Source organism: Hoeflea sp. (assembly GCF_039975035.1).
Taxonomy (GTDB): domain Bacteria; phylum Pseudomonadota; class Alphaproteobacteria; order Rhizobiales; family Rhizobiaceae; genus Hoeflea.
Genome location: NZ_JBDWHW010000163.1, coordinates 1 through 17942, shown reverse-complemented (window position 1 = coordinate 17942; position 17942 = coordinate 1). Strand labels below are relative to the sequence as shown.

18 protein-coding genes are annotated in these 17942 nt (G+C 60.9%); 13 read left to right on the top strand and 5 right to left on the bottom strand.

Annotated elements, in window-relative coordinates:
- Window positions 1-47: 47 nt before the first annotated feature.
- From ABJN75_RS14375 to ABJN75_RS14360, 4 genes are all read left to right on the top strand, one after another.
- Window positions 48-581: an AAA family ATPase gene (locus ABJN75_RS14375; RefSeq protein WP_348440264.1), complete on the top strand. Its 534-nt coding sequence runs from the start codon at window positions 48-50 to the stop codon at window positions 579-581.
- Between the two features lie 193 nt (window positions 582-774).
- Window positions 775-978 carry a hypothetical protein gene (locus tag ABJN75_RS14370; protein ID WP_348440263.1) on the top strand — a complete coding sequence of 68 codons (204 nt, stop codon included), beginning with the start codon at window positions 775-777 and terminating at the stop codon, window positions 976-978.
- A 71-nt stretch (window positions 979-1049) separates the two neighbouring features.
- A complete protein-coding gene (locus tag ABJN75_RS14365) occupies window positions 1050-2489 on the top strand; it encodes a radical SAM protein (RefSeq protein ID WP_348440262.1) in 1440 nt (479 codons plus the stop codon).
- A gap of 224 nt (window positions 2490-2713) precedes the next feature.
- Window positions 2714-3706 carry an adenosine kinase gene (locus ABJN75_RS14360; RefSeq protein ID WP_348440261.1) on the top strand — a complete coding sequence of 331 codons (993 nt, stop codon included), beginning with the start codon at window positions 2714-2716 and terminating at the stop codon, window positions 3704-3706.
- 12 nt (window positions 3707-3718) lie between these two features.
- Here the strand turns inward: ABJN75_RS14360 and ABJN75_RS14355 are convergent, their stop codons facing one another.
- The 3 genes from ABJN75_RS14355 to hrcA all read right to left on the bottom strand — a co-directional run bounded on the left by ABJN75_RS14355 (window position 3719) and on the right by hrcA (window position 6214).
- Entirely contained in the window at window positions 3719-4354 is a 636-nt protein-coding gene (locus tag ABJN75_RS14355; RefSeq protein WP_348440260.1) for a trimeric intracellular cation channel family protein, read from the bottom strand.
- Window positions 4355-4392: 38 nt separating this feature from the next.
- Window positions 4393-5025 carry a nucleotide exchange factor GrpE gene (grpE, locus tag ABJN75_RS14350; protein WP_348440259.1) on the bottom strand — a complete coding sequence of 211 codons (633 nt, stop codon included), beginning with the start codon at window positions 5023-5025 and terminating at the stop codon, window positions 4393-4395.
- Window positions 5026-5134: 109 nt separating this feature from the next.
- Complete coding sequence (hrcA, locus tag ABJN75_RS14345) at window positions 5135-6214, bottom strand: heat-inducible transcriptional repressor HrcA (protein WP_348440377.1); 1080 nt, start codon at window positions 6212-6214, stop codon at window positions 5135-5137.
- A gap of 214 nt (window positions 6215-6428) precedes the next feature.
- Here hrcA and rph point away from each other — a divergent pair, with 214 nt between their 5' ends.
- The 4 genes from rph (at window position 6429) to ABJN75_RS14325 (ending at window position 9671) form a co-directional block, all read left to right on the top strand.
- Window positions 6429-7154, top strand: a complete 726-nt coding sequence (gene rph, locus ABJN75_RS14340; protein WP_348440258.1) for a ribonuclease PH — start codon at window positions 6429-6431, stop codon at window positions 7152-7154.
- A gap of 6 nt (window positions 7155-7160) precedes the next feature.
- A complete protein-coding gene (locus tag ABJN75_RS14335) occupies window positions 7161-7823 on the top strand; it encodes a non-canonical purine NTP pyrophosphatase (RefSeq protein ID WP_348440257.1) in 663 nt (220 codons plus the stop codon).
- Window positions 7820-9025, top strand: coding sequence for a radical SAM family heme chaperone HemW (gene hemW, locus ABJN75_RS14330; RefSeq protein ID WP_348440256.1), 1206 nt, complete (start codon window positions 7820-7822; stop codon window positions 9023-9025). Before ABJN75_RS14335 ends, hemW begins: the two co-directional genes overlap by 4 nt.
- Window positions 9026-9143: 118 nt before the next feature.
- On the top strand, window positions 9144-9671 hold the full coding sequence (locus tag ABJN75_RS14325) for a GNAT family N-acetyltransferase (RefSeq protein ID WP_348440376.1): 528 nt from the start codon (window positions 9144-9146) through the stop codon (window positions 9669-9671).
- A 62-nt stretch (window positions 9672-9733) separates the two neighbouring features.
- Here ABJN75_RS14325 and ABJN75_RS14320 read toward each other — a convergent pair whose 3' ends face one another.
- Window positions 9734-11674, bottom strand: coding sequence for an EAL domain-containing protein (locus ABJN75_RS14320; RefSeq protein WP_348440255.1), 1941 nt, complete (start codon window positions 11672-11674; stop codon window positions 9734-9736).
- Between the two features lie 574 nt (window positions 11675-12248).
- On the opposite strand from ABJN75_RS14320, the gene rsmI reads away from it, so the two are divergent.
- Together rsmI and ABJN75_RS14310 are read left to right on the top strand one after the other, a co-directional pair.
- Entirely contained in the window at window positions 12249-13190 is a 942-nt protein-coding gene (rsmI, locus tag ABJN75_RS14315; protein WP_348440254.1) for a 16S rRNA (cytidine(1402)-2'-O)-methyltransferase, read from the top strand.
- Window positions 13187-13555: a YraN family protein gene (locus tag ABJN75_RS14310; protein ID WP_348440253.1), complete on the top strand. Its 369-nt coding sequence runs from the start codon at window positions 13187-13189 to the stop codon at window positions 13553-13555. The genes rsmI and ABJN75_RS14310 overlap by 4 nt, the downstream gene beginning before the upstream one ends.
- A gap of 23 nt (window positions 13556-13578) precedes the next feature.
- On the opposite strand, the gene ABJN75_RS14305 is transcribed toward ABJN75_RS14310, so the two are convergent.
- A complete protein-coding gene (locus ABJN75_RS14305) occupies window positions 13579-14859 on the bottom strand; it encodes a YHYH protein (RefSeq protein WP_348440252.1) in 1281 nt (426 codons plus the stop codon).
- On the opposite strand from ABJN75_RS14305, the gene ABJN75_RS14300 reads away from it, so the two are divergent.
- The 3 genes from ABJN75_RS14300 to ABJN75_RS14290 all read left to right on the top strand — a co-directional run.
- Window positions 14859-15950 carry a diguanylate cyclase gene (locus ABJN75_RS14300; protein WP_348440251.1) on the top strand — a complete coding sequence of 364 codons (1092 nt, stop codon included), beginning with the start codon at window positions 14859-14861 and terminating at the stop codon, window positions 15948-15950. The genes ABJN75_RS14305 and ABJN75_RS14300 overlap by 1 nt on opposite strands.
- A 166-nt stretch (window positions 15951-16116) precedes the next feature.
- Window positions 16117-17064 (top strand): glutathione synthase, encoded by a 948-nt coding sequence (gene gshB, locus ABJN75_RS14295; RefSeq protein ID WP_348440250.1) that lies wholly within the window; start codon window positions 16117-16119, stop codon window positions 17062-17064.
- A gap of 274 nt (window positions 17065-17338) precedes the next feature.
- Window positions 17339-17942: magnesium chelatase domain-containing protein (locus ABJN75_RS14290; RefSeq protein WP_348440249.1), on the top strand; the 604-nt coding region annotated here is incomplete at its 3' end.

The window sequence follows — 17942 nt, the reverse complement described above, 5'->3', positions numbered from 1 at the left end:
CCAGTCTCCCGATCCCATCGGCACATCTGTCAGGGGGCAAATCGGCCATGCCGAAATTCGTCATCACCGGCGCATCGGGCGGCGGCAAATCGACATTGATCAAGTCCCTGTCCGCCGCGGGATACACCTGTGCGCCCGAGGCCGGACGCCAGATCGTCGCCGAGCAATTGGCGTCAAACGGCACGGCCCTGCCCTGGGCCGACAAGGCCGCGTTCATGAACCTGCTGTTTGCGCGTTCGATTGCCGCCTTTGACCAGATCGCCGAGACCGCCGGCCAATCTGTGTTTTTCGACCGGAGTTTTATCGAGGCCATTGCTTACGGAGAGGTGATCGGGCGACAGCCTCCGCGTTTCATGCTCGAAGCAGTTGCGGAACGACGGTTCGACAATCCGGTTTTTGTCTGTCCGCCCTGGGAGGCAATCTTTGCGCGTGATGCTGAAAGGCGGCATGATTTCAATTTTGCGATCCGCGATTATGAAGCCAATCTCGCGGCTTACAGCGCCGCCGGATATGATCTGCTGGAAATTCCCCGCGCCTCGATCGCGGAGCGCAGAGCATTCGTGATCAACATGCTGGGCTAGTTTCAGCGCGGCTGGGTTATCCGGACGACAGCTGATGCGGGCAGGGTTCAACGAGACCATTGTCATAGGTTGTATTTAGTTTTATTGCTACCTTAGATTTATTTTATCTTTGACACATGTTACCATCGTGATGGGTTCGTCATGTTCTGGCCGGGCCTGTGTCAATGTTCATACGAAGAAAAGGGAGCGTATCATGGCATCAAGAGATGCACCGGACCTTTCCCATCTATCGGGCAGGGATATGGAAAAAGTCGCCGAAGCCATTGGAGCTGGGCCAATCCGCGCGCTGATGGCAAACAAGGATGCGATCGCCGCAATGAGCGCCGAAGACATCAACAAGCTCTCCGAGCTTGCGTCTGCATCACGTGCGAATTGCGGCGGTATCGGCTGCGGCTGAGATAGCACCCGCGGCGGCTGCCTGGCGGCGGCCGCCGCACCGGGTTCCCCCACTGGAAATGGAGCAACGCCATGCCTTCCCCCGTTCCCGTCGGCACACGCCCGCGCACCGAGAAAAAGGCCGCGGCGAAGGGCAGGTTCACCATCGTCTCCGGCTCCGGGGGCGATTACATCTTCCTGCCGGAGATCTGCACCCTTTTTGAAGCGCCGGGTTCCGTCATCTCGGAACTCGAGGCTTTCAGATCCGATGAGTTTTCAAAAAACCTGCCTGGTGAAAAGCCGTTTGAGGACGCCGCACGTCAGTTCTTTCAAAGTGTCATCGGGGCGCAGAAACCACGACCCCAGGCTCAACCCGTCAATGACGAGGGACTGAAGGATCTGGTTCTCAACATCAGCCAGATCTGCAATCTGGCCTGCTCCTACTGCTATGCGGAGGATCTCAACAAATCAAAGAAGATCATGCTCCCCCAGACTTGCCGCGATGCGATCGACCGGGCCTTGCACTTGTCGAAAGGCGGATTGAAAAGCCTGAAATTTCTCGGCGGAGAGCCGGCGCTGGCGTTCACGGAGATCTGCCTGGCGGTCGATCATGTCGAAATGAGAAGCGCCGAGCTCGGGTTCCCCCCGCCTTCCTTCGTGATCGTCACAAACGGCACCGTTGTCACCGACGAGATGATCGAGTTTTTCTGCTCGCGGAATTTCTACGTTCTGGTCAGCATGGACGGGGAGCAGAGCATCCATGATCATCTCCGGCCATTCTCCGGCGGGCGGGGCTCCTACAACAAGGCCTCGGAAACAATCGGGAAATTCCGGCAGTCGGGCAACCCGGTGGCGGTCGAGGCGGTCTACACGCGGACCCACTACCAGCATGGCGTCGGAGTGAGGGATGTTGTGTCCCATTTTCTCGACCTCGGCGTGCGGGAAATGCAAATCACCCTGGCGCTTGGCTCGTGGCACGGTGAAGGCGCTTACGCCGAAATCGAAAAGGTTTCCCGGGATTTTTCCAATGTCGCGCGGGACTGCATCAGATCGTTCCTGTCTGACGATCCATTTCTGCTCAGGGGCATTCAGTTTGTCATCGATGGCTTCGTCAACAAGGCGAAAAACTCCCACGTCTGCGGCGCCGGTCGCAGCTTCATGGCGGTCAATTATGATGGCGAGGCCTTCCCCTGTTATCTTCTGGAATCCGAGGAGACGTCCTACGGCTTTATCGGCAAGGACTGGGATCAGGAGCGTTACTCGAGGATTTCGAAAAAATTCGTCGAAAACGGAAAGGATTACCACGAGACCTGCGGCACCTGCTGGGCCAATGAAATCTGCCAATCGTGCCTCGGCTCCTCGTTTCTGCTGGAGAAAAAGATCGCCAAGCCGCCCGCCTGGTTTTGCGGGGTGCAAAAAACCCTCATTTCAGCGGTTCTGGGGGAGATTGGCGACGCCCTGAACAGCCCCGGCAAACACCTGTTTCTGGAAAATTTCGCCGAATTCCTGCGTCCACGCAAATTCGAGGCGTGACAGATCCCCAGCAGAATTCCGGTCCTGCTCCGACACTTCGGCTCATGATCACGTCAGCCGGTTGCGGCAGTCAGCGGCCTAACCGCGGTTTTTCCGACCAAAAAAGGCACCGGCAGATGGCCGCATATGGTGGTTATTGCACACCCAAGGGTTCCAATAAGGCTTCAAACCGCTAATAAGTCTGATTACGAACCTACACCATGCGAGCCAACCGGAACCATTTCATGAGCAAGTTTGACGTCCTTTGCATCGGCAATGCCATTGTCGATATCATTGCCCGCTGTGACGAGGCTTTTCTCGTCGACAACAACATCATCAAGGGCGCGATGAACCTGATCGACGCCGACCGGGCCGAATTGCTGTATTCGCGCATGGGACCCGCGATTGAGGCATCAGGCGGCAGCGCCGGCAACACCGCCGCCGGTCTCGCCAGCTTCGGCAGCCGCTCGGCCTATTTCGGCAAGGTTTCGGCCGATCAACTGGGCAAGATCTTCAGTCACGACATCCGCGCCCTGGGCGTGCATTTCGACACCAAGCCGCTGGACGGCACGCCGCCCACCGCCCGGTCGATGATTTTCGTCACGCCGGATGGCGAACGCTCGATGAACACCTATCTCGGCGCTTGCGTCGAGCTCGGACCGGAAGACATCGAGGCCAATGTGGTGGCTGATGCGAAGGTGACCTATTTCGAAGGTTACCTGTGGGATCCGCCGCGCGCCAAGGATGCTATCCGTCTGTGCGCCGAGATCGGCCACAAGCACGGCCGCGAAATGTCGATGACGCTGTCGGATCCGTTCTGCGTCAGCCGCTACCGTCAAGAGTTTCTCGAGCTGATGCGCTCGGGCACCATCGACATCGTGTTCGCCAATGCGGAAGAAGCCAAATCGCTCTACGAGACCGATAACTTTGAACATGCGGTGTCGCAGCTGCGCAAGGATTGCAAGCTCGCGGCCATCACCCGGTCCGAACATGGGTCCGTAATTGTCCGCGGCGATGAGCGTGTTGATATTGATGCCATCGACATTGACGAGGTGGTCGACACCACCGGCGCAGGCGATCTGTATGCGGCTGGCTTCCTGCATGGTTACGCGGCCGGAAAGCCGCTTGATGTGTGCGGGAAACTCGGCAGCCTTGCCGCTGGCCTTGTGATCCAGCAGATCGGGCCACGGCCTCAGCTCTCGCTCAAGGATGCAGCGCGCGACGCCGGGTTCATCTGAACCCGGCCGGTTTCACATCACGTCTTCGGGTGGGCGGCCGGCGCGTGAGCGGTAGGGCGAGAACGCCCAATTGTAGCGGATGGCGCCGCCCCGCACCGCGAAGGCGAGGATGACGCCCGCAGCGGATGCAGCAAGCAGCGGCGCTCCGAACAGGCTGGCGGCGACAAAGCCGCCGGCACCGACAAGTGCCGCCGAGACATAGATTTCCGGACGCATCAGCACCGAAGGTTCGCCAGCGAGAAGATCGCGCAGGATGCCACCCATGGTCGCGGTCATCATGCCGGTCACCAGCGCCACAATCGGCGAACCGGAAACCGCAAGGCCCTTGGCCGCACCCATCACGGAATAGGCCGACAGGCCGATTGCATCGAACCAGAGCAGCAGGCGATAGCGCGATTCCACCAGATGGGCGGTGAAATATACAATCACCGCCACCGCGACACAGACCAACAGATAGGCAGGCTTGTGAACCCAGAACACCGGGGTTGCACCCAGCACAAGATCGCGGAAAGTGCCGCCGCCGATCCCGGTTACCGCGGCCAGGAACATGAAGCCGATCATATCGAGCTGTTTGCGTGATGCGGCAAGCGCGCCGGTGGCGGCGAAAACCGCAACACCGGCATAATCGATAGCTTCGAGCAGGGTCATGTGCGTGTCTCCTGCCCGTTACTATGGCAAGGTTGAACTCAGGCGTCCTTTTCCGCCTGCGAATTCATCGGACCCGGTTCGGGGGCCGCCGCCGCCTCTTTCGGACCGCCCTTGGCGACACCGACCATGGCCGGGCGAAGCATGCGATCACCGATCACATAGCCTGGCTGCACCACGTCAACGACGCTGTTGTTGGGCACATCGGGGTTGGGAACCTCGTACATCGCCTGGTGGAAATTCGGATCGAATTTCTGTCCCTTCGGCTCGAGCTTGCGCACGCCGTGACGTTCCAGCGCCGCCAGCATTGCCCGCTCGGTCAGCTCGACGCCCTCGACCAGTGACTTGAGACCGTTGTCGGTCGCATCATCGGTCTGCTCGGGCACCGCGGCCAGCGCGCGCTGAAGATTGTCGGAAACCTGCAGCATGTCGCGGGCAAACCCCGAAATCGCGTAGCTCTTGGCGTCCTTGATTTCGCGGGCGGTGCGCCGGCGCAGGTTTTCCATGTCCGCAGCCATCCGCAGACGCTGGTCCTTGAGCTGCTCTATGTCGGCGGCAAGCGCTTCCATCGGATCAAGCTCAGCCGCCGGTGCGGGATTGGCGGCTTCGCCATCCTTCTGTGCGGCGTCGGCCCGTGGCTTGTTGTGTTCGTGGCCCTGGCTTTCATCGCTCATGATATGCATGTCCTGACTGTTTGAACCAAATTAGGGAGTTGACCCGCATATCGACGTTCGGACAGTAAAAATCAAGGGCCGAGATCGATGCCGGGCTGATCCGGCGGCGCTATTTGCGCACCAGACGGGAGACCAGCTGGGCTGTGTAATCGACCATCGGGACGATCCGCGCGTAGTTGAGCCGTGTCGGGCCGATGATCCCGACGGCGCCGACGACCTTGTCGTCGCTGTCACGCCAGGGCGCCACGATCAGGGATGATCCGGACAGGGAGAACAGCTTGTTCTCCGAGCCGATGAAGATGCGAACACCCGAGCCTTCCTCTGCCAGCGTCATCAGTTCGATCAGGCTCTCCTTGCGTTCGAGCTCGTCAAACAGCAGTCTGAGCCGGTCGAGTTCCTCTCCCGCCGACAGGCCTTCAAGCAGGTTGCCGCGACCGCGCACGATCAGCCTGGCAGCCCCCGCCCCTTCGCGGGTTCCGGCCCAGACCGCCAGACCACGTTCGACCAGATCGCGCGACAGCACATCGAGCTCAGAGCGAACTTCGGCGGTGATGCGTTCAAGTTCACTGCGCACCTCGCCCATCGTCCGTCCAGCAAGATGGGCGTTGAGAAAATTCGCGGCTTCGGTCAATTGCCCTGCAGTCACCCCGTCGGGCAATTCCATCACCCGGTTTTCCACCTGGTCATTGCCGCCGACCAGCACCACCAGCGCCCGGTTCGGGTCGAGCCGGATGAACTCGATATGGCGGATGGTGGCATCCTGCTTGGCGGCGATCACCAGGCCCGCCCCGCGGGTCATGCCCGACAGCATCTGGCTCGCCTCGGTCAGCAGCGTCTCCACCGGCCGGCTCGAATCCTCCGAATGCACCTGGCGTTCTATGGTCTCGCGCATGTCGGGCTGCAGATCGCCGACCTGCATGAAGGCATCGACGAAAAAGCGCAGCCCCTTCTGCGTGGGCAGACGACCCGCGCTGACATGCGGGGCGTAAATCAGGCCGAGGTCCTCAAGATCGCTCATCACGTTGCGGATCGAGGCCGGCGACAGGGACATCGGCAACATCCGCGACAGGCTGCGCGAGCCGAGCGGATCGCCCGACTCCATGTAGCTTTCCACAAGCGCACGAAAGATTTCCCGCGACCGCTCATCAAGCGTTCCGGCAAGATCCGCCGATATGGATGGCGTGTTCATGGTCATCAATGTTGTCCTCGAGGCCGCCCCTGGCAATGCCCTTGGGAGGGAGTATAGCGGCCCTTGTGCCGGAATATAGGGTTTTGCGGCGCGGCACGGAAGGGGCAATACAAAGACGCCCGTTTACAGCCTCCTGAAGGCCGGAACGCTTTTCCTTTGCATCCTGCGGTGAGCGCCGATAGAACGCGGCAATATTTGAATCAGGAGAAACAAGATGCGTCCATCGGGCCGGAAGACAGACAAGATGCGGGCGGTCAGCTTTGAGCGCAACGTATCCAAACATGCCGAGGGTTCCTGCCTGGTCAAGTTCGGCGATACCCACGTGCTGTGCACCGCGAGCCTGGAAGAGCGGGTTCCGCCATGGCTGCGCAATGGCGGCAAGGGCTGGGTGACCGCGGAATACGGAATGCTGCCGCGATCGACCGGTGACCGCATGCGCCGCGAAGCAACCGCCGGCAAGCAAGGTGGCCGGACGCTGGAAATCCAGCGCCTGATCGGCCGTTCATTGCGCGCCGTGGTCGATCTCGAAGCGCTCGGCGAACGCCAGATCACCGTCGACTGCGATGTTATCCAGGCCGATGGCGGCACCAGGACGGCGGCGATCACCGGCGCGTGGATCGCGTTGCACGATTGCCTGAAATGGATGGAAGAGCGCTCGATGGCCAAGGTTGACCGCGTGCTCAAAGATCATGTCGCGGCAGTTTCGTGCGGCATCTTCGCTGCCCAGCCGGTGATTGACCTGGATTATCTCGAGGATTCAGCCGCCGAAACCGACGCCAATTTCGTCATGACCGGATCGGGCGGCATTGTCGAAATCCAGGGCACTGCGGAAGGCGCACCGTTTTCCGAGGCCCAGCTTCTGGAACTGATGGGACTGGCCAAGGCCGGGATTGCCGACCTGGTGGCAATGCAGAAGGAGACGGTCGCAGGACCGCTGTAACAGCCGATGACCCATCCGTCGCCCGCCACGCTGACCACATTGCTGGTCGCCAGCCACAATGCCGGCAAGATCTCGGAAATGCGCGATTTGTGCGGACCGCTCGGCATCGAGGTGACGTCTGCCGCCGAGCTTGGGCTTCCCGAACCCGAGGAAACCGGCGACACCTTCGAGGCCAATGCCGCCACCAAGGCGCTTGCCTCGGCGCGGGCTTCCGGCCTGATCGCGCTGTCGGACGATTCGGGCCTGGTGGTGGATGCGCTGGACGGTGCGCCGGGGGTCTACACGGCCGATTGGGCGACGCAAGCCGACGGCAGCCGGAGTTTCGACAGGGCCATGCAAAAGGTCGAGGACGCGCTCAAGGCCCGGGGGGCTGAAAGCGACGCCCAACGCACAGGGCGTTTCGTCAGCGTTCTGTGCCTGGCGACGCCCGAGGGAGACACCAGCTTCTATCGCGGCGAAGCACCGGGCGTTCTGGTCTGGCCGCCGCGCGGATCTCTCGGCTTCGGCTATGACCCCATGTTCAGGCCCGATGGCCACGACCGCACCTTTGGCGAGATGCCAGCGGAGGAAAAGCACGGCTGGAACCCGGGACAGGCGACCGCGCTGTCGCACCGGGCGCGCGCCTTCAAATTGTTCGCTGAGCAACGCCTGGGCGTTCCCGCCACGTGAACCAGACGCCGCCCCCCGCAAACGCCGCCGCGTCCGGCGCCATCGCGCCCGATACCGGCAAGCCCGGGTTCGGGATCTATCTGCATTGGCCGTTCTGCGCCGCCAAATGCCCCTATTGCGATTTCAACAGCCATGTCCGTCACGCCGGTATCGATCAGCAGGCCTATGTCAGCGCCTTCACCCGCGAGATCGCGGCGATGCGGGCGATCTCCGGCCCGCGCGTGGTCACCAGCATGTTTTTCGGCGGCGGCACGCCATCGCTGATGTCGCCCGACACGGTGGCAGCGATTCTGGACGCCGTTCGCGAAGCCTGGATGGTGCCCGAGGGGATCGAGATCACGCTGGAAGCCAATCCTTCCAGCGTCGAGGCAGGCCGGTTTCGCGGCTACCGCGAGGCAGGCGTCAACCGGGTCTCGATGGGCGTGCAGGCGCTCAACGATCCCGATCTCAAGCGGCTTGGACGACTGCATGACCGTGCCGATGCGCTCAAGGCGATTGGCCTGGCGCGGGAGATCTTCCCGCGAATGTCGTTCGACCTGATCTATGCAAGGCCCGACCAGACGGCCAGGGCCTGGGCGGCCGAACTTGAGGAAGCCATTTCGCTCGCCGCCGACCATCTGTCGCTCTATCAGCTGACCATCGAGGAAGGCACGCCGTTTTACGGCCTGCACAAGGCCGGCAAGCTGATAGTGCCGGACGGCGATCTTTCGGCTCACTTGTATGAACTGACGCATCAGGTGTGCGAAGGCCACGGCATGCCTGCCTACGAGGTTTCCAACCATGCCAGGCCCGGTGCCGAGAGCCGGCACAATCTGACCTATTGGCGATATGGCGACTATGCCGGCATCGGGCCCGGCGCGCATGGCCGGCTGCTCACACCTGCGGGCAAGATCGCCACCGCGACCGAACGCAATCCGGAAAAGTGGCTGGAGCTTGTCGCGCTCAGCGGTCATGGCATGGTCGAAACCAGCGAATTGACCGCGTCCGAACAAGCCGACGAACTGTTGCTGATGGGGCTGAGACTTCGCGAAGGCATCAACCTCAAGCGCTGGAGCGCGCTTGCGGGCCGCACCCTGGATGCCGAGCGAACCGGATTTCTGATCAGCCACGGCATGATAGAGCAGATGACGCCCGACCGGATCCGCTGCACGCCCGAAGGCATGCTGGTGCTCGACGCGGTGGTGGCCGACCTGGCATTCTGAGCCTCTCGAACGCTGCGAGAGCTTTCGAGCAACCGACAACCTGGCTTGAGGACTGGAAGTCCAGCCAGATCAGGGACATGCTTGCCGAAGCTTTCGCGATGGATACTCAACCGTGGCCATGTTGCAGACCAAGACGCTGACGCTCAGTCGTTGCTGTCCGGATGACCGGGCCGATTTCATCGGCCTGGAGCTTGATCCGGAGGTCATGCTGTTTCTGAACGGCGGGCACGCAATCGATCACGAGCGAAGCGAACCGGCCACATCGTTCCTCATGCCCAGAGGAACAGAACCCTACGTCTGGACGGCGCGTCGCAGAGCCAATGGTGCGTTCGTCGGCTGGTTCTGCTTGTGGCCGGAGAGCGAGACCCTGGCCGAACTTGGCTATCGCCTGCGCCGGACGGATTGGGGCCAGGGGTTGGCCTCGGAAGGGGCTTCGGCGCTCGTCGGCTGGGGGTTTCAAAACGGTGGGTATGACAGGATCGTGGCAACCACAATGGCGGTGAACCACGCCTCGCGGCGCGTCATGGAAAAGATCGGTATGAGCTACGCTCGCACGGTTTACGTCGATTTTCCCGATCCGGTTCCGGGCAGCGAGCACGGCGAAGTCTGGTACGAGTTGACACGCTCGGGATGGAACGGCGCCTGACCGCACCGCAATGGATGGACTTGCCATCGACACATCGCAATTCAATGCGCCAGCCTGCTGGCCTATCCGGTCGCCTGCGCGGGACTCGAGCGGGAAATGAAGTTGGTGGCTTCGATTTCCGATACCGGACGTGAGAAGAAATAGCCCTGGACCAGATGTCCGCCAAGTGATTTCAGCGCGGTGAGTTCTTCCGCGGTCTCGACACCTTCAATGACACAGTGCAGGCCCATGTCGGAGCTGAGCGCAAGCAGCGACTTGACTATCTTGAAGCTGGCGGGTTTCCGATCCAGATCGGTGACAAAGCTGCGATCGATCTTGATCTTGGTCAGTGGCAGGGCGTGCAATTGGCTCAGGCTGGAGAAGCCGGTTCCGAAATCGTCGAGCGCAATGCCACACCCCAACGCCTTGAGCATTTCGATTGATGCTCTGGCCTGGGTGAAATCATACATCATCGCGGTCTCGGTAATTTCGAAATCCAGGCGTTTGGGGTCAATGCCGTTCGCCATGATGATGCCGACAACTGCAACAACACCATCCGACGAGCAGATGTCGTAGGTTGAAAGGTTGAAGGAAAGCCCGATTTCCTCCGGCCAGCCGGATGCCGTTGCGAGCGCTTTCCTGAACAATATCCGGGTCAGTTGACTTACCAGGCCGATCCGCTCGGCAACCGGTATGAACTGATCCGGCGGCACGCTGCCCAGTGTTGGACTGGTCCACCGCGCCAGAGCTTCAAAAGCCGCAGTCTCCCCGGTTTGAATGTTTACGATGGGCTGGAAGAACACCGTCATTTCCTGTTCGATGTCGGCGTGGCTGAGCGCCTGTTCAATCCGCTTGCCCTGTTCGATATCGGCGACATCGCCGCTGGAAAACAGTACCGCATGGCCGCGGTTGCCGCGCTTGCCCTGGTAAAGCGCATAATCCGCCCGCTCATAAAGCTCGTGTGAGCTGTCAGCCAGTTCAGGATATACCGCGAAACCGATGGACCCGGATATCTGCACGGTTGCCTCGGAAAGCACGAACGGATCACGCAAAGCCTGGCAGATCCGTTCGCCCAACGCCAGCAGTGCGCTGTCGTCGGGACAATCGGCAACGGTCAGGGCAAACTCGTCACCGCCAAGCCTGGCGATGTGGGTGCTGTCATCGGCAAGTTCCGTCAGGCGCCGGCCGACCTCGACCAGAAGAGTGTCGCCGATCTTGTGGCCATAGAGATCGTTGACCGGCTTGAAGCCATCCAGATCAATGATCCCGACGGCGTGACGTCGGCCATCGGCGTCGGAGATTGCATCCTCAAGATGAGAGAAAAACTGACGGCGATTGGGCAGGCCGGTGAGGCTATCGAGATTGGCGAGACGGAAATTTGTCTTGCCAATCGCTTCCAATTGCTTGCGGGCGTTGACTGCCCCCTTGAAGTAGCGAAACTGCACCGAAACCACCAGCAGCAAAGCAATCGAGACAAGCAACAGATTGATTGCCATCCCCCCGAATGTAGCAATATTCGCCAGGCTGAAATACATCACAAAGGCGAAATTGATGACAATGGCAACGATCAGCGCCGCAGACGGCAACTGTTGCAGGCAGATGATGACGCCCACGCCGGTAATGGCCATGAAAAAGGCAACGTTACCTTGCATGTAGGCATTGCCATACTGAAACAGCGACAATGACCAGCAGGACAGCCCGACTGTGAGAAGAAACCCCATTTTGTTGGTGTTTGTCAGCGCCTTTCGCGCCGCCTCGGGTGTGGGAACCGTGTGTCTCACCCGCCACCAGCCGACAAGCCGGATGCAGCAAACAACAGTGAGGGCTGCCGGACTGTAAATCGTCAGCCATGCTGGGGCAGCTGTCATGAAATTCAGGGCAAGTCCCCAAGCATTGATGAGCACAATCGCGTACATCAACGGCACCTGGCTTGAGAACACCTCGAACTGTTCCTTGAGCAAATCGGGATCCTTGCCGGGAACCGCGAAGATCTGTGAAATGCTTGCAAGAATTGAATTTCGCATAATTGGCAGCCAGTGTTTTTAAATCGTAAATCATCCAAATTACTGGGGCGGATATACAGGATACTCATTAACTTAAAGTTTCAGTTGTGTATTTGAAATGCTACAACCTTTATCTTCTTAAGACCGCCTCGGTCCGCAAAACCGCATTGCCATTTCTGTTGATGAAATTTGCTCGAGAGGAACAGCCGGCATTTTCGTCCTTCCGGTGCAATACTGGAATTGCGGGCGGCGAAGGGAATTTGCCCATTGCATCTCGATCCGGTCTGGGTTTCGACCATGGCCATGGTGTTCATCCCGAGGGCCGCACTGGCTGAACCATGCTGATCGCCACCGGTGTGCCGGCGGGTCCGGTGAACGCCTATATGCCAGGTTTGTCGGCATCGCCCGCTAATGCGCAAGCCCCGGCAAACCGCCTGTCCTTGCGATGAGGCGACCATGATGAAGGCGGCGGCGCGAAAGGCCGCTATCGTTACAGGCGTTGTCGCGGCGTGCCCGCGCCCCGCCTGATTGGGCGAACACCTTGTCAAACCATGCAGCAGGCAATATCCCGAAGCAAAGGGGCGCCAGCGCGGACATGACACGGAAAAAAACAAACGCCGAGGCCAGGGCCGACGGCAACGACCCGGCAGCGGACACCGAAGCGCGCTCGTTCCGCATTGGCGGACACGAGATTGCGGCGCGACCACTCGAGCCGGGGCTCTATCTGATCTCCACTCCGATCGGAAACCTCGGCGACATGACGATCCGCGGGCTGGAAACGCTTGCCGGCGCCGACATCATCGCCTGCGAGGACACCCGCGTCAGCCGGGTGCTGCTCGACCGCTTTGGCATCACCACCCGGCCTTACGCCTATCACGAGCACAATGCCGAGCGCGTTGGACCCAAGTTGATCGAGGCGCTTGAAGCGGGCAAGAGCGTGGCGCTGATTTCGGATGCCGGCACGCCGCTGATCTCGGATCCGGGCTACCGGCTGTCGCAGACCGCAATCGAGACCGGCGTGCCGGTGATCCCGATCCCCGGTGCCTCGGCGCCGATGGCGGCGCTGGTGGCCTCCGGTTTGCCCAGCGACACGTTCCTGTTTGCCGGTTTCCTGCCATCCAAGGACAAGGCGCGGCGCGACCGGCTTGGCGAATTCAAGACGGTGGCTGCGACGCTGATGTTTTTCGAAAGCCCGAACCGGCTGGCGGCCTGCCTCAAATCCGCTTCCGACGTGCTTGGGCCGGACCGGCCGGCTGCCGTGTGCCGCGAACTGACCAAGGCGTTCGAGGAAGTCCGGCGCGGCACGCTGGGCGAATTGGCCGTGCAATATGAGAATGAAAATGTGCGCGGCGAGATCGTGCTGGCGATCGGCCCCGGCTCTACCCCACCCCCCTCGGAAGAGGATGTCGATAGGCTGCTGGCGAAGCTCGCAGCCGACCTGCCCGCCGGCAAGGCCGCGACGGAAGCGGCGCGGCTGACAGGATTTACGCGCAAGGATCTGTATTCAAGATTGCTTGCCATGAAAGACGAGGCGTGAGCGCGGGCGACAGGCTCGACAGGAAACGGCGCTCCGAGCGCAAGGGACGGCGCGCGGAATGGCTGGCGGCACTCGCCCTGATGCTCAAGGGCTATCGCATCGCAGCGCTGCGCTATCGCACCCCGGCAGGCGAAATCGATCTGGTGGTGCGCAAGGGCGATCTCATCGCCTTTGTCGAGGTCAAGGCGCGGCGGGATCTGGCTGCGGGTGTGGATGCGGTGAGCTATCCCGCGCAACGGCGCATCGCGGCAGCGGGCGAGTTGTTCATCAGCCGGCAGAAGGATTCGGCGCGACTGTCCTGGCGCCACGACATCGTCGTGGTCAGCCCCTGGCGCTGGCCTGTGCATCTTGAGGATGCGTTTTGAACTTTGGCGGGCGGCACCTTCTGTTACGCACCTGGAATGCCGACCGCCCAGCGCGGGACTGCGAGAACAAAGTGGGTGACCGCCGCGTCGAACGCGTAGAACGACCAATGCAGACCATAGGCCCAGCGAAAGCCGTGCTTCAGGCGCAGGTACATGTACGGAACAACAAGCCCGAACAGGGAGGCGGCGATGGTGAAACGAGCCACATAGAGCGGCAAGAAGCCGTCGAGCGCCAGCAGAAGATGGAAACCGCCGAACATCAGCCCCATGCCGATTGAGATGGTCATCAAGCGCAATTTCAACTCGGCGGCGGTGTAAATCAGCGACGCCACCAGGACCTGCTGGAACAGGATGTCCGCCGATTTGGGCAGGTAATACCAACCGGACGCGAACATGAACTCGGGCGGATCACTGGGCGCGCGCCACACCGAGACTGGCGGCAGGCTCGGCAGTATGACAGCCACGAAAATAGCAATGACCAGCATCAGCGGGGCCATTGCCACGGCATGAGCCATGATCTTTCGGCGAACGAGGCTACCGGCCAGCACCTTGCGGAACCAAAGCAAGGCCAGCCCCGTCCAGATCAGGTAATAGGCGGTGAACACAAACGGAGCGTCGTTGTAACCGCTCTCCAGGTGCAAGGCGCTGACCAAGGCGTAATAGCCGTAACTTGAGGCCGACCACAGGGCAGCCACGCTGAGCAGGGTAAGCCCCATTGTGACGCCGGGATACTCCATGACGTCCTTGCGGATAAGACCAAACCTGCCCCGGCGCGTGCTGCTCATGATGGACTTCCCTTTATCGACACTGCGGGCGCATGGAGCGTCGCAGACCGCATCGTCACCTGCAAGAGCGCAGCCAGCCTGAGCCGTAAGACAGCCCAGAATCGCGTTCGAGCCTGCGGTTCCTGCGTGGTAATGACAGTCCACCCCCTCGGCTTCGTGACCGTTGCAGCTGTCCAGTTCGCCCGGGATATTGCCCGATGCCGTCCGGTGCAGGAATATCTCGAACCCGTCCATGGCGATGCCGATGGGAGCGCGATGCTCCTCTGTAACCGGACCCAGTGTCACTGGTGACTGCTGCAGGCGGTCGGTGACGGCATGGTAATGATAACCGACATGCGGGCTCACATGCCCGCCGCCATATTCAGCCTGGCATTGGCAAGCAAGATTACCCTCGGGGAAATCAGCACGCCGGCTTTTTCTTGGCATCGACTGGATGCTCTTTCTTAATCTTCCTGGGTCATTTTTCGGGACAACCGGAACGACTTCGATGGTCGGCGCGCCAGCAGGGAACAGGATCATTGGAAGCGAAAGACATCATCGCAGGATTTCTCCAGGGCTTCGGCATCATCGCCATTGCGGCGCTGCTGCACGAGGCAGCGCTGCGCTATTGCCAGACCCGTCGAGGCCGCATCGCCGCCACAACAATCGTGTTCATTACCGGAACCTTGGGTTCAATGGCGGTCCCTATCGAACTGGCTCCGGGGCTGATCTTCGATCTGCGTCATGTATTTCTTATTCTGGTCGCATCCTATGGCGGGCTTCCCGCTACCATTTTGACTGCGGGAACGGCACTGGTTTTTCGTCTCTGGGAGGGCGGCGCGGGCGCGGTGCCGGGTGCCGTGGGGATCATGATTTCGACTGCTGCCGGGCTTTGCTTCGCGCATTTCGGTAATCAACGCCTGATGAGCCCGCTCAGGCTTGTCGCGATGGGTCTGGCTTCGAACCTGGCGCTTCTCAGCCTGTTTCTGCTTCCCTGGTCAATGGCGCTGCTCATCCTTGGCAAAGTCGGCCTGCCAATCGCCCTGGCCAATTTTGTCGGGGTCATCGGAGCTGCGGAAATACTCAACAGGCGCACCTCCCAGTTCTCCCACGAGCGCAAGCTGACAAACCAGGCGAAAGTCGATGCGCTCACCGGCCTGGCAAACAGGCGCGTTTTCGACGAAGAGGGATCCCGGCTGGCAGAATCAGGGGCAGGATCGGGCGAACCCTGCGCCGTCATGCTCATTGATATCGATAACTTCAAAAGAATAAACGACACATACGGACATGTTACGGGCGACGAGATCATCCAGAAGGTCGCGTCCGTTATCGCCTGCAACGCACGTCCGGGAGATCTGGTTGCGCGCTATGGCGGCGAGGAAATCGCACTCGTCCTGCCTGATCAGGATGCTATTCATACGAAACTGGTCGCCGATCGCATTCGCAAGGCGGTCGAAGAGACCACCACCAACGTGCGCGGCTTTGCGCTCAAGGTGACCATCAGCATCGGCTATTCTACGGTCCGCGATACCAAAGGCGCATTCCTGACCGCGGTTAAAGCCGCGGACAAGGCGCTCTACGCCGCCAAAGCCGCCGGCCGGAACAGGGTTGTCGCCGACATCGCAGCCTGACAAGCTGCCGTCCAGGTCATGAGGCGTGTCTGGCGGCGGTTCGCGACAACGAAAAAGCCGGCGCCTGCCTGGCCGATCGATCTGCCAAATCCTCCCCGCCCCCGTTGCAATTGCCCCCTTCGACACCCTATGTGGGATCCATCAGATTGGCGGAGACACCACACCCATGAGCAAGATCCGGAATGTCGCGGTCCAGATGGACCATGTGCGCTCGATCAAGATTGCCGGCGATTCCACCTTCGCCATGTCGCTGGAGGCACAAGCGCGCGGCTACAAGCTGTTTCACTACACGCCGGACCAGCTGTCGATGCGCGACGGGGTGATCCAGGCTGTTGCCGAGCCGATGATCCTCAGGGATGTCGAGGGCGACCATTTCGAACTCGGACCGGAGGAAAAGATCAATCTGGCCGACATGGATGTGGTGCTGCTCAGGCAGGACCCGCCCTTCGACATGGCCTACATCACCTCGACGCATCTGCTCGAACGGGTGCATCCGAAGACGCTGGTGGTCAACGATCCGGCCTGGGTGCGCAATTCGCCGGAAAAGATTTTTGTCACCGAATTTCCCGACCTGATGCCCAGGACCCTGATTTCCCGTGATCCGGCGACGATCAATGATTTCCGTGCCGAGGTCGGCGACATGATCCTCAAGCCGCTTTACGGCAATGGCGGCGCCGGCGTGTTCCACGTCAAGCCTGACGACCGCAACATGTCCTCGCTTCTGGAGATGTTCGCGCAGATGTACCGCGAGCCGTTCATCGCCCAGGAGTATCTTTCCAGGGTCCGGGCCGGCGACAAGCGCATCATCCTGATCGACGGCGAGCCGGTGGGCGCCATCAACCGGGTTCCCGCCGAGCATGATTCACGCTCCAACATGCATGTCGGCGGACGCGCCGAGCACAGCGAACTGACTGATCGCGAGAAGGAAATCTGCGCCCGCATCGGACCGGCACTGAAAGAGCGCGGCTTCATTCTGGTCGGAATCGACGTCATCGGCGACCTGATGACCGAGATCAACGTCACCTCGCCCACCGGGCTTCGCGAGATCAGGAATTTCGGCGGGCCCGACGTGGCGGCGCTGTTCTGGGATGCTGTGGAAGCCAAGCGAGGCTGAGAGACAGCCCGGCTTCACGCATGGAATATGCCGTCGCCGGCGGCCTTGTCCGCTGCCGACCTGCCTGGGCAGGACGGATTGGTGCGGTCTGCCTGACCGAAACGTTCCCGCTCTACAACCTGATACAACCTCATTCGCCTTAATAGTGTATTCGTTGCCATATTGTTCTTGTTTTAGTCCGTATACCGTGTTTAACTTCCACCCTTATCGCGCATAACGGGTACAATCGAATGCTCCGGCGCGGTTGAAGCGGCAGCGTGAGGAGGCCGAAAACATGGTTGCGCGGGTCAGTACGGTTTCGTTCCAGGGCATCGAGGCGGTGCCGGTCGACGTTCAGGTGATGATCGCGCCGGGCAAGGTGAACATGCACATTGTCGGGCTGCCGGACAAGGCGGTGGCCGAGAGCCGAGAGCGGGTTCAGGCGGCGCTGCATGCTTCCGGTCTGGCGCTGCCGGCCAAGAAAGTGACCGTCAATCTGGCGCCTGCTGACCTGCCCAAGGAGGGCAGCCATTTCGATCTGCCGATTGCACTCGGGCTGATGGCGGCACTCGGCGCCATTCCCGGCGACGCGCTGGACGGCTATGTGGTGCTGGGGGAACTCTCGCTTGACGGCACCATTGCCACGGTGGCTGGCGCACTGCCCGCCGCGATCGGCGCCAATGCGTTGGGCAAGGGGCTGATCTGTCCGGCGGGCAGCGGCCCGGAAGCGGCATGGGCCGGCGAGGAGATCGAAATTCTGGCGCCGCGCAGCCTGATCGCCATCGCCAATCATTTTCGCGGCACCCAGGTGCTCTCGCGACCGGTGCCTGCGATGCGCGCCGCGCCCTCCAACATGCCGGACCTGTCGGACATCAAGGGCCAGGAAACCGCCAAGCGGG

Excerpts from the sequence above, each read along its gene's own strand:
- ABJN75_RS14355 (WP_348440260.1), bottom strand. The coding sequence starts at position 4,354 with ATGACCCTGCTCGAAGCTATCGATTATGCCGGTGTTGCGGTTTTCGCC.
- gshB (WP_348440250.1), top strand. The coding sequence starts at position 16,117 with ATGAGCAAGATCCGGAATGTCGCGGTCCAGATGGACCATGTGCGCTCG.
- ABJN75_RS14325 (WP_348440376.1), top strand. The coding sequence starts at position 9,144 with ATGTTGCAGACCAAGACGCTGACGCTCAGTCGTTGCTGTCCGGATGAC.
- ABJN75_RS14370 (WP_348440263.1), top strand. The coding sequence starts at position 775 with ATGGCATCAAGAGATGCACCGGACCTTTCCCATCTATCGGGCAGGGAT.
- ABJN75_RS14375 (WP_348440264.1), top strand. The coding sequence starts at position 48 with ATGCCGAAATTCGTCATCACCGGCGCATCGGGCGGCGGCAAATCGACA.
- ABJN75_RS14365 (WP_348440262.1), top strand. The coding sequence starts at position 1,050 with ATGCCTTCCCCCGTTCCCGTCGGCACACGCCCGCGCACCGAGAAAAAG.
- hrcA (WP_348440377.1), bottom strand. The coding sequence starts at position 6,214 with ATGAACACGCCATCCATATCGGCGGATCTTGCCGGAACGCTTGATGAG.
- grpE (WP_348440259.1), bottom strand. The coding sequence starts at position 5,025 with ATGAGCGATGAAAGCCAGGGCCACGAACACAACAAGCCACGGGCCGAC.
- ABJN75_RS14335 (WP_348440257.1), top strand. The coding sequence starts at position 7,161 with ATGACCCATCCGTCGCCCGCCACGCTGACCACATTGCTGGTCGCCAGC.
- rph (WP_348440258.1), top strand. The coding sequence starts at position 6,429 with ATGCGTCCATCGGGCCGGAAGACAGACAAGATGCGGGCGGTCAGCTTT.
- ABJN75_RS14320 (WP_348440255.1), bottom strand. The coding sequence starts at position 11,674 with ATGCGAAATTCAATTCTTGCAAGCATTTCACAGATCTTCGCGGTTCCC.
- ABJN75_RS14305 (WP_348440252.1), bottom strand. The coding sequence starts at position 14,859 with ATGATCCTGTTCCCTGCTGGCGCGCCGACCATCGAAGTCGTTCCGGTT.
- ABJN75_RS14360 (WP_348440261.1), top strand. The coding sequence starts at position 2,714 with ATGAGCAAGTTTGACGTCCTTTGCATCGGCAATGCCATTGTCGATATC.
- rsmI (WP_348440254.1), top strand. The coding sequence starts at position 12,249 with ATGACACGGAAAAAAACAAACGCCGAGGCCAGGGCCGACGGCAACGAC.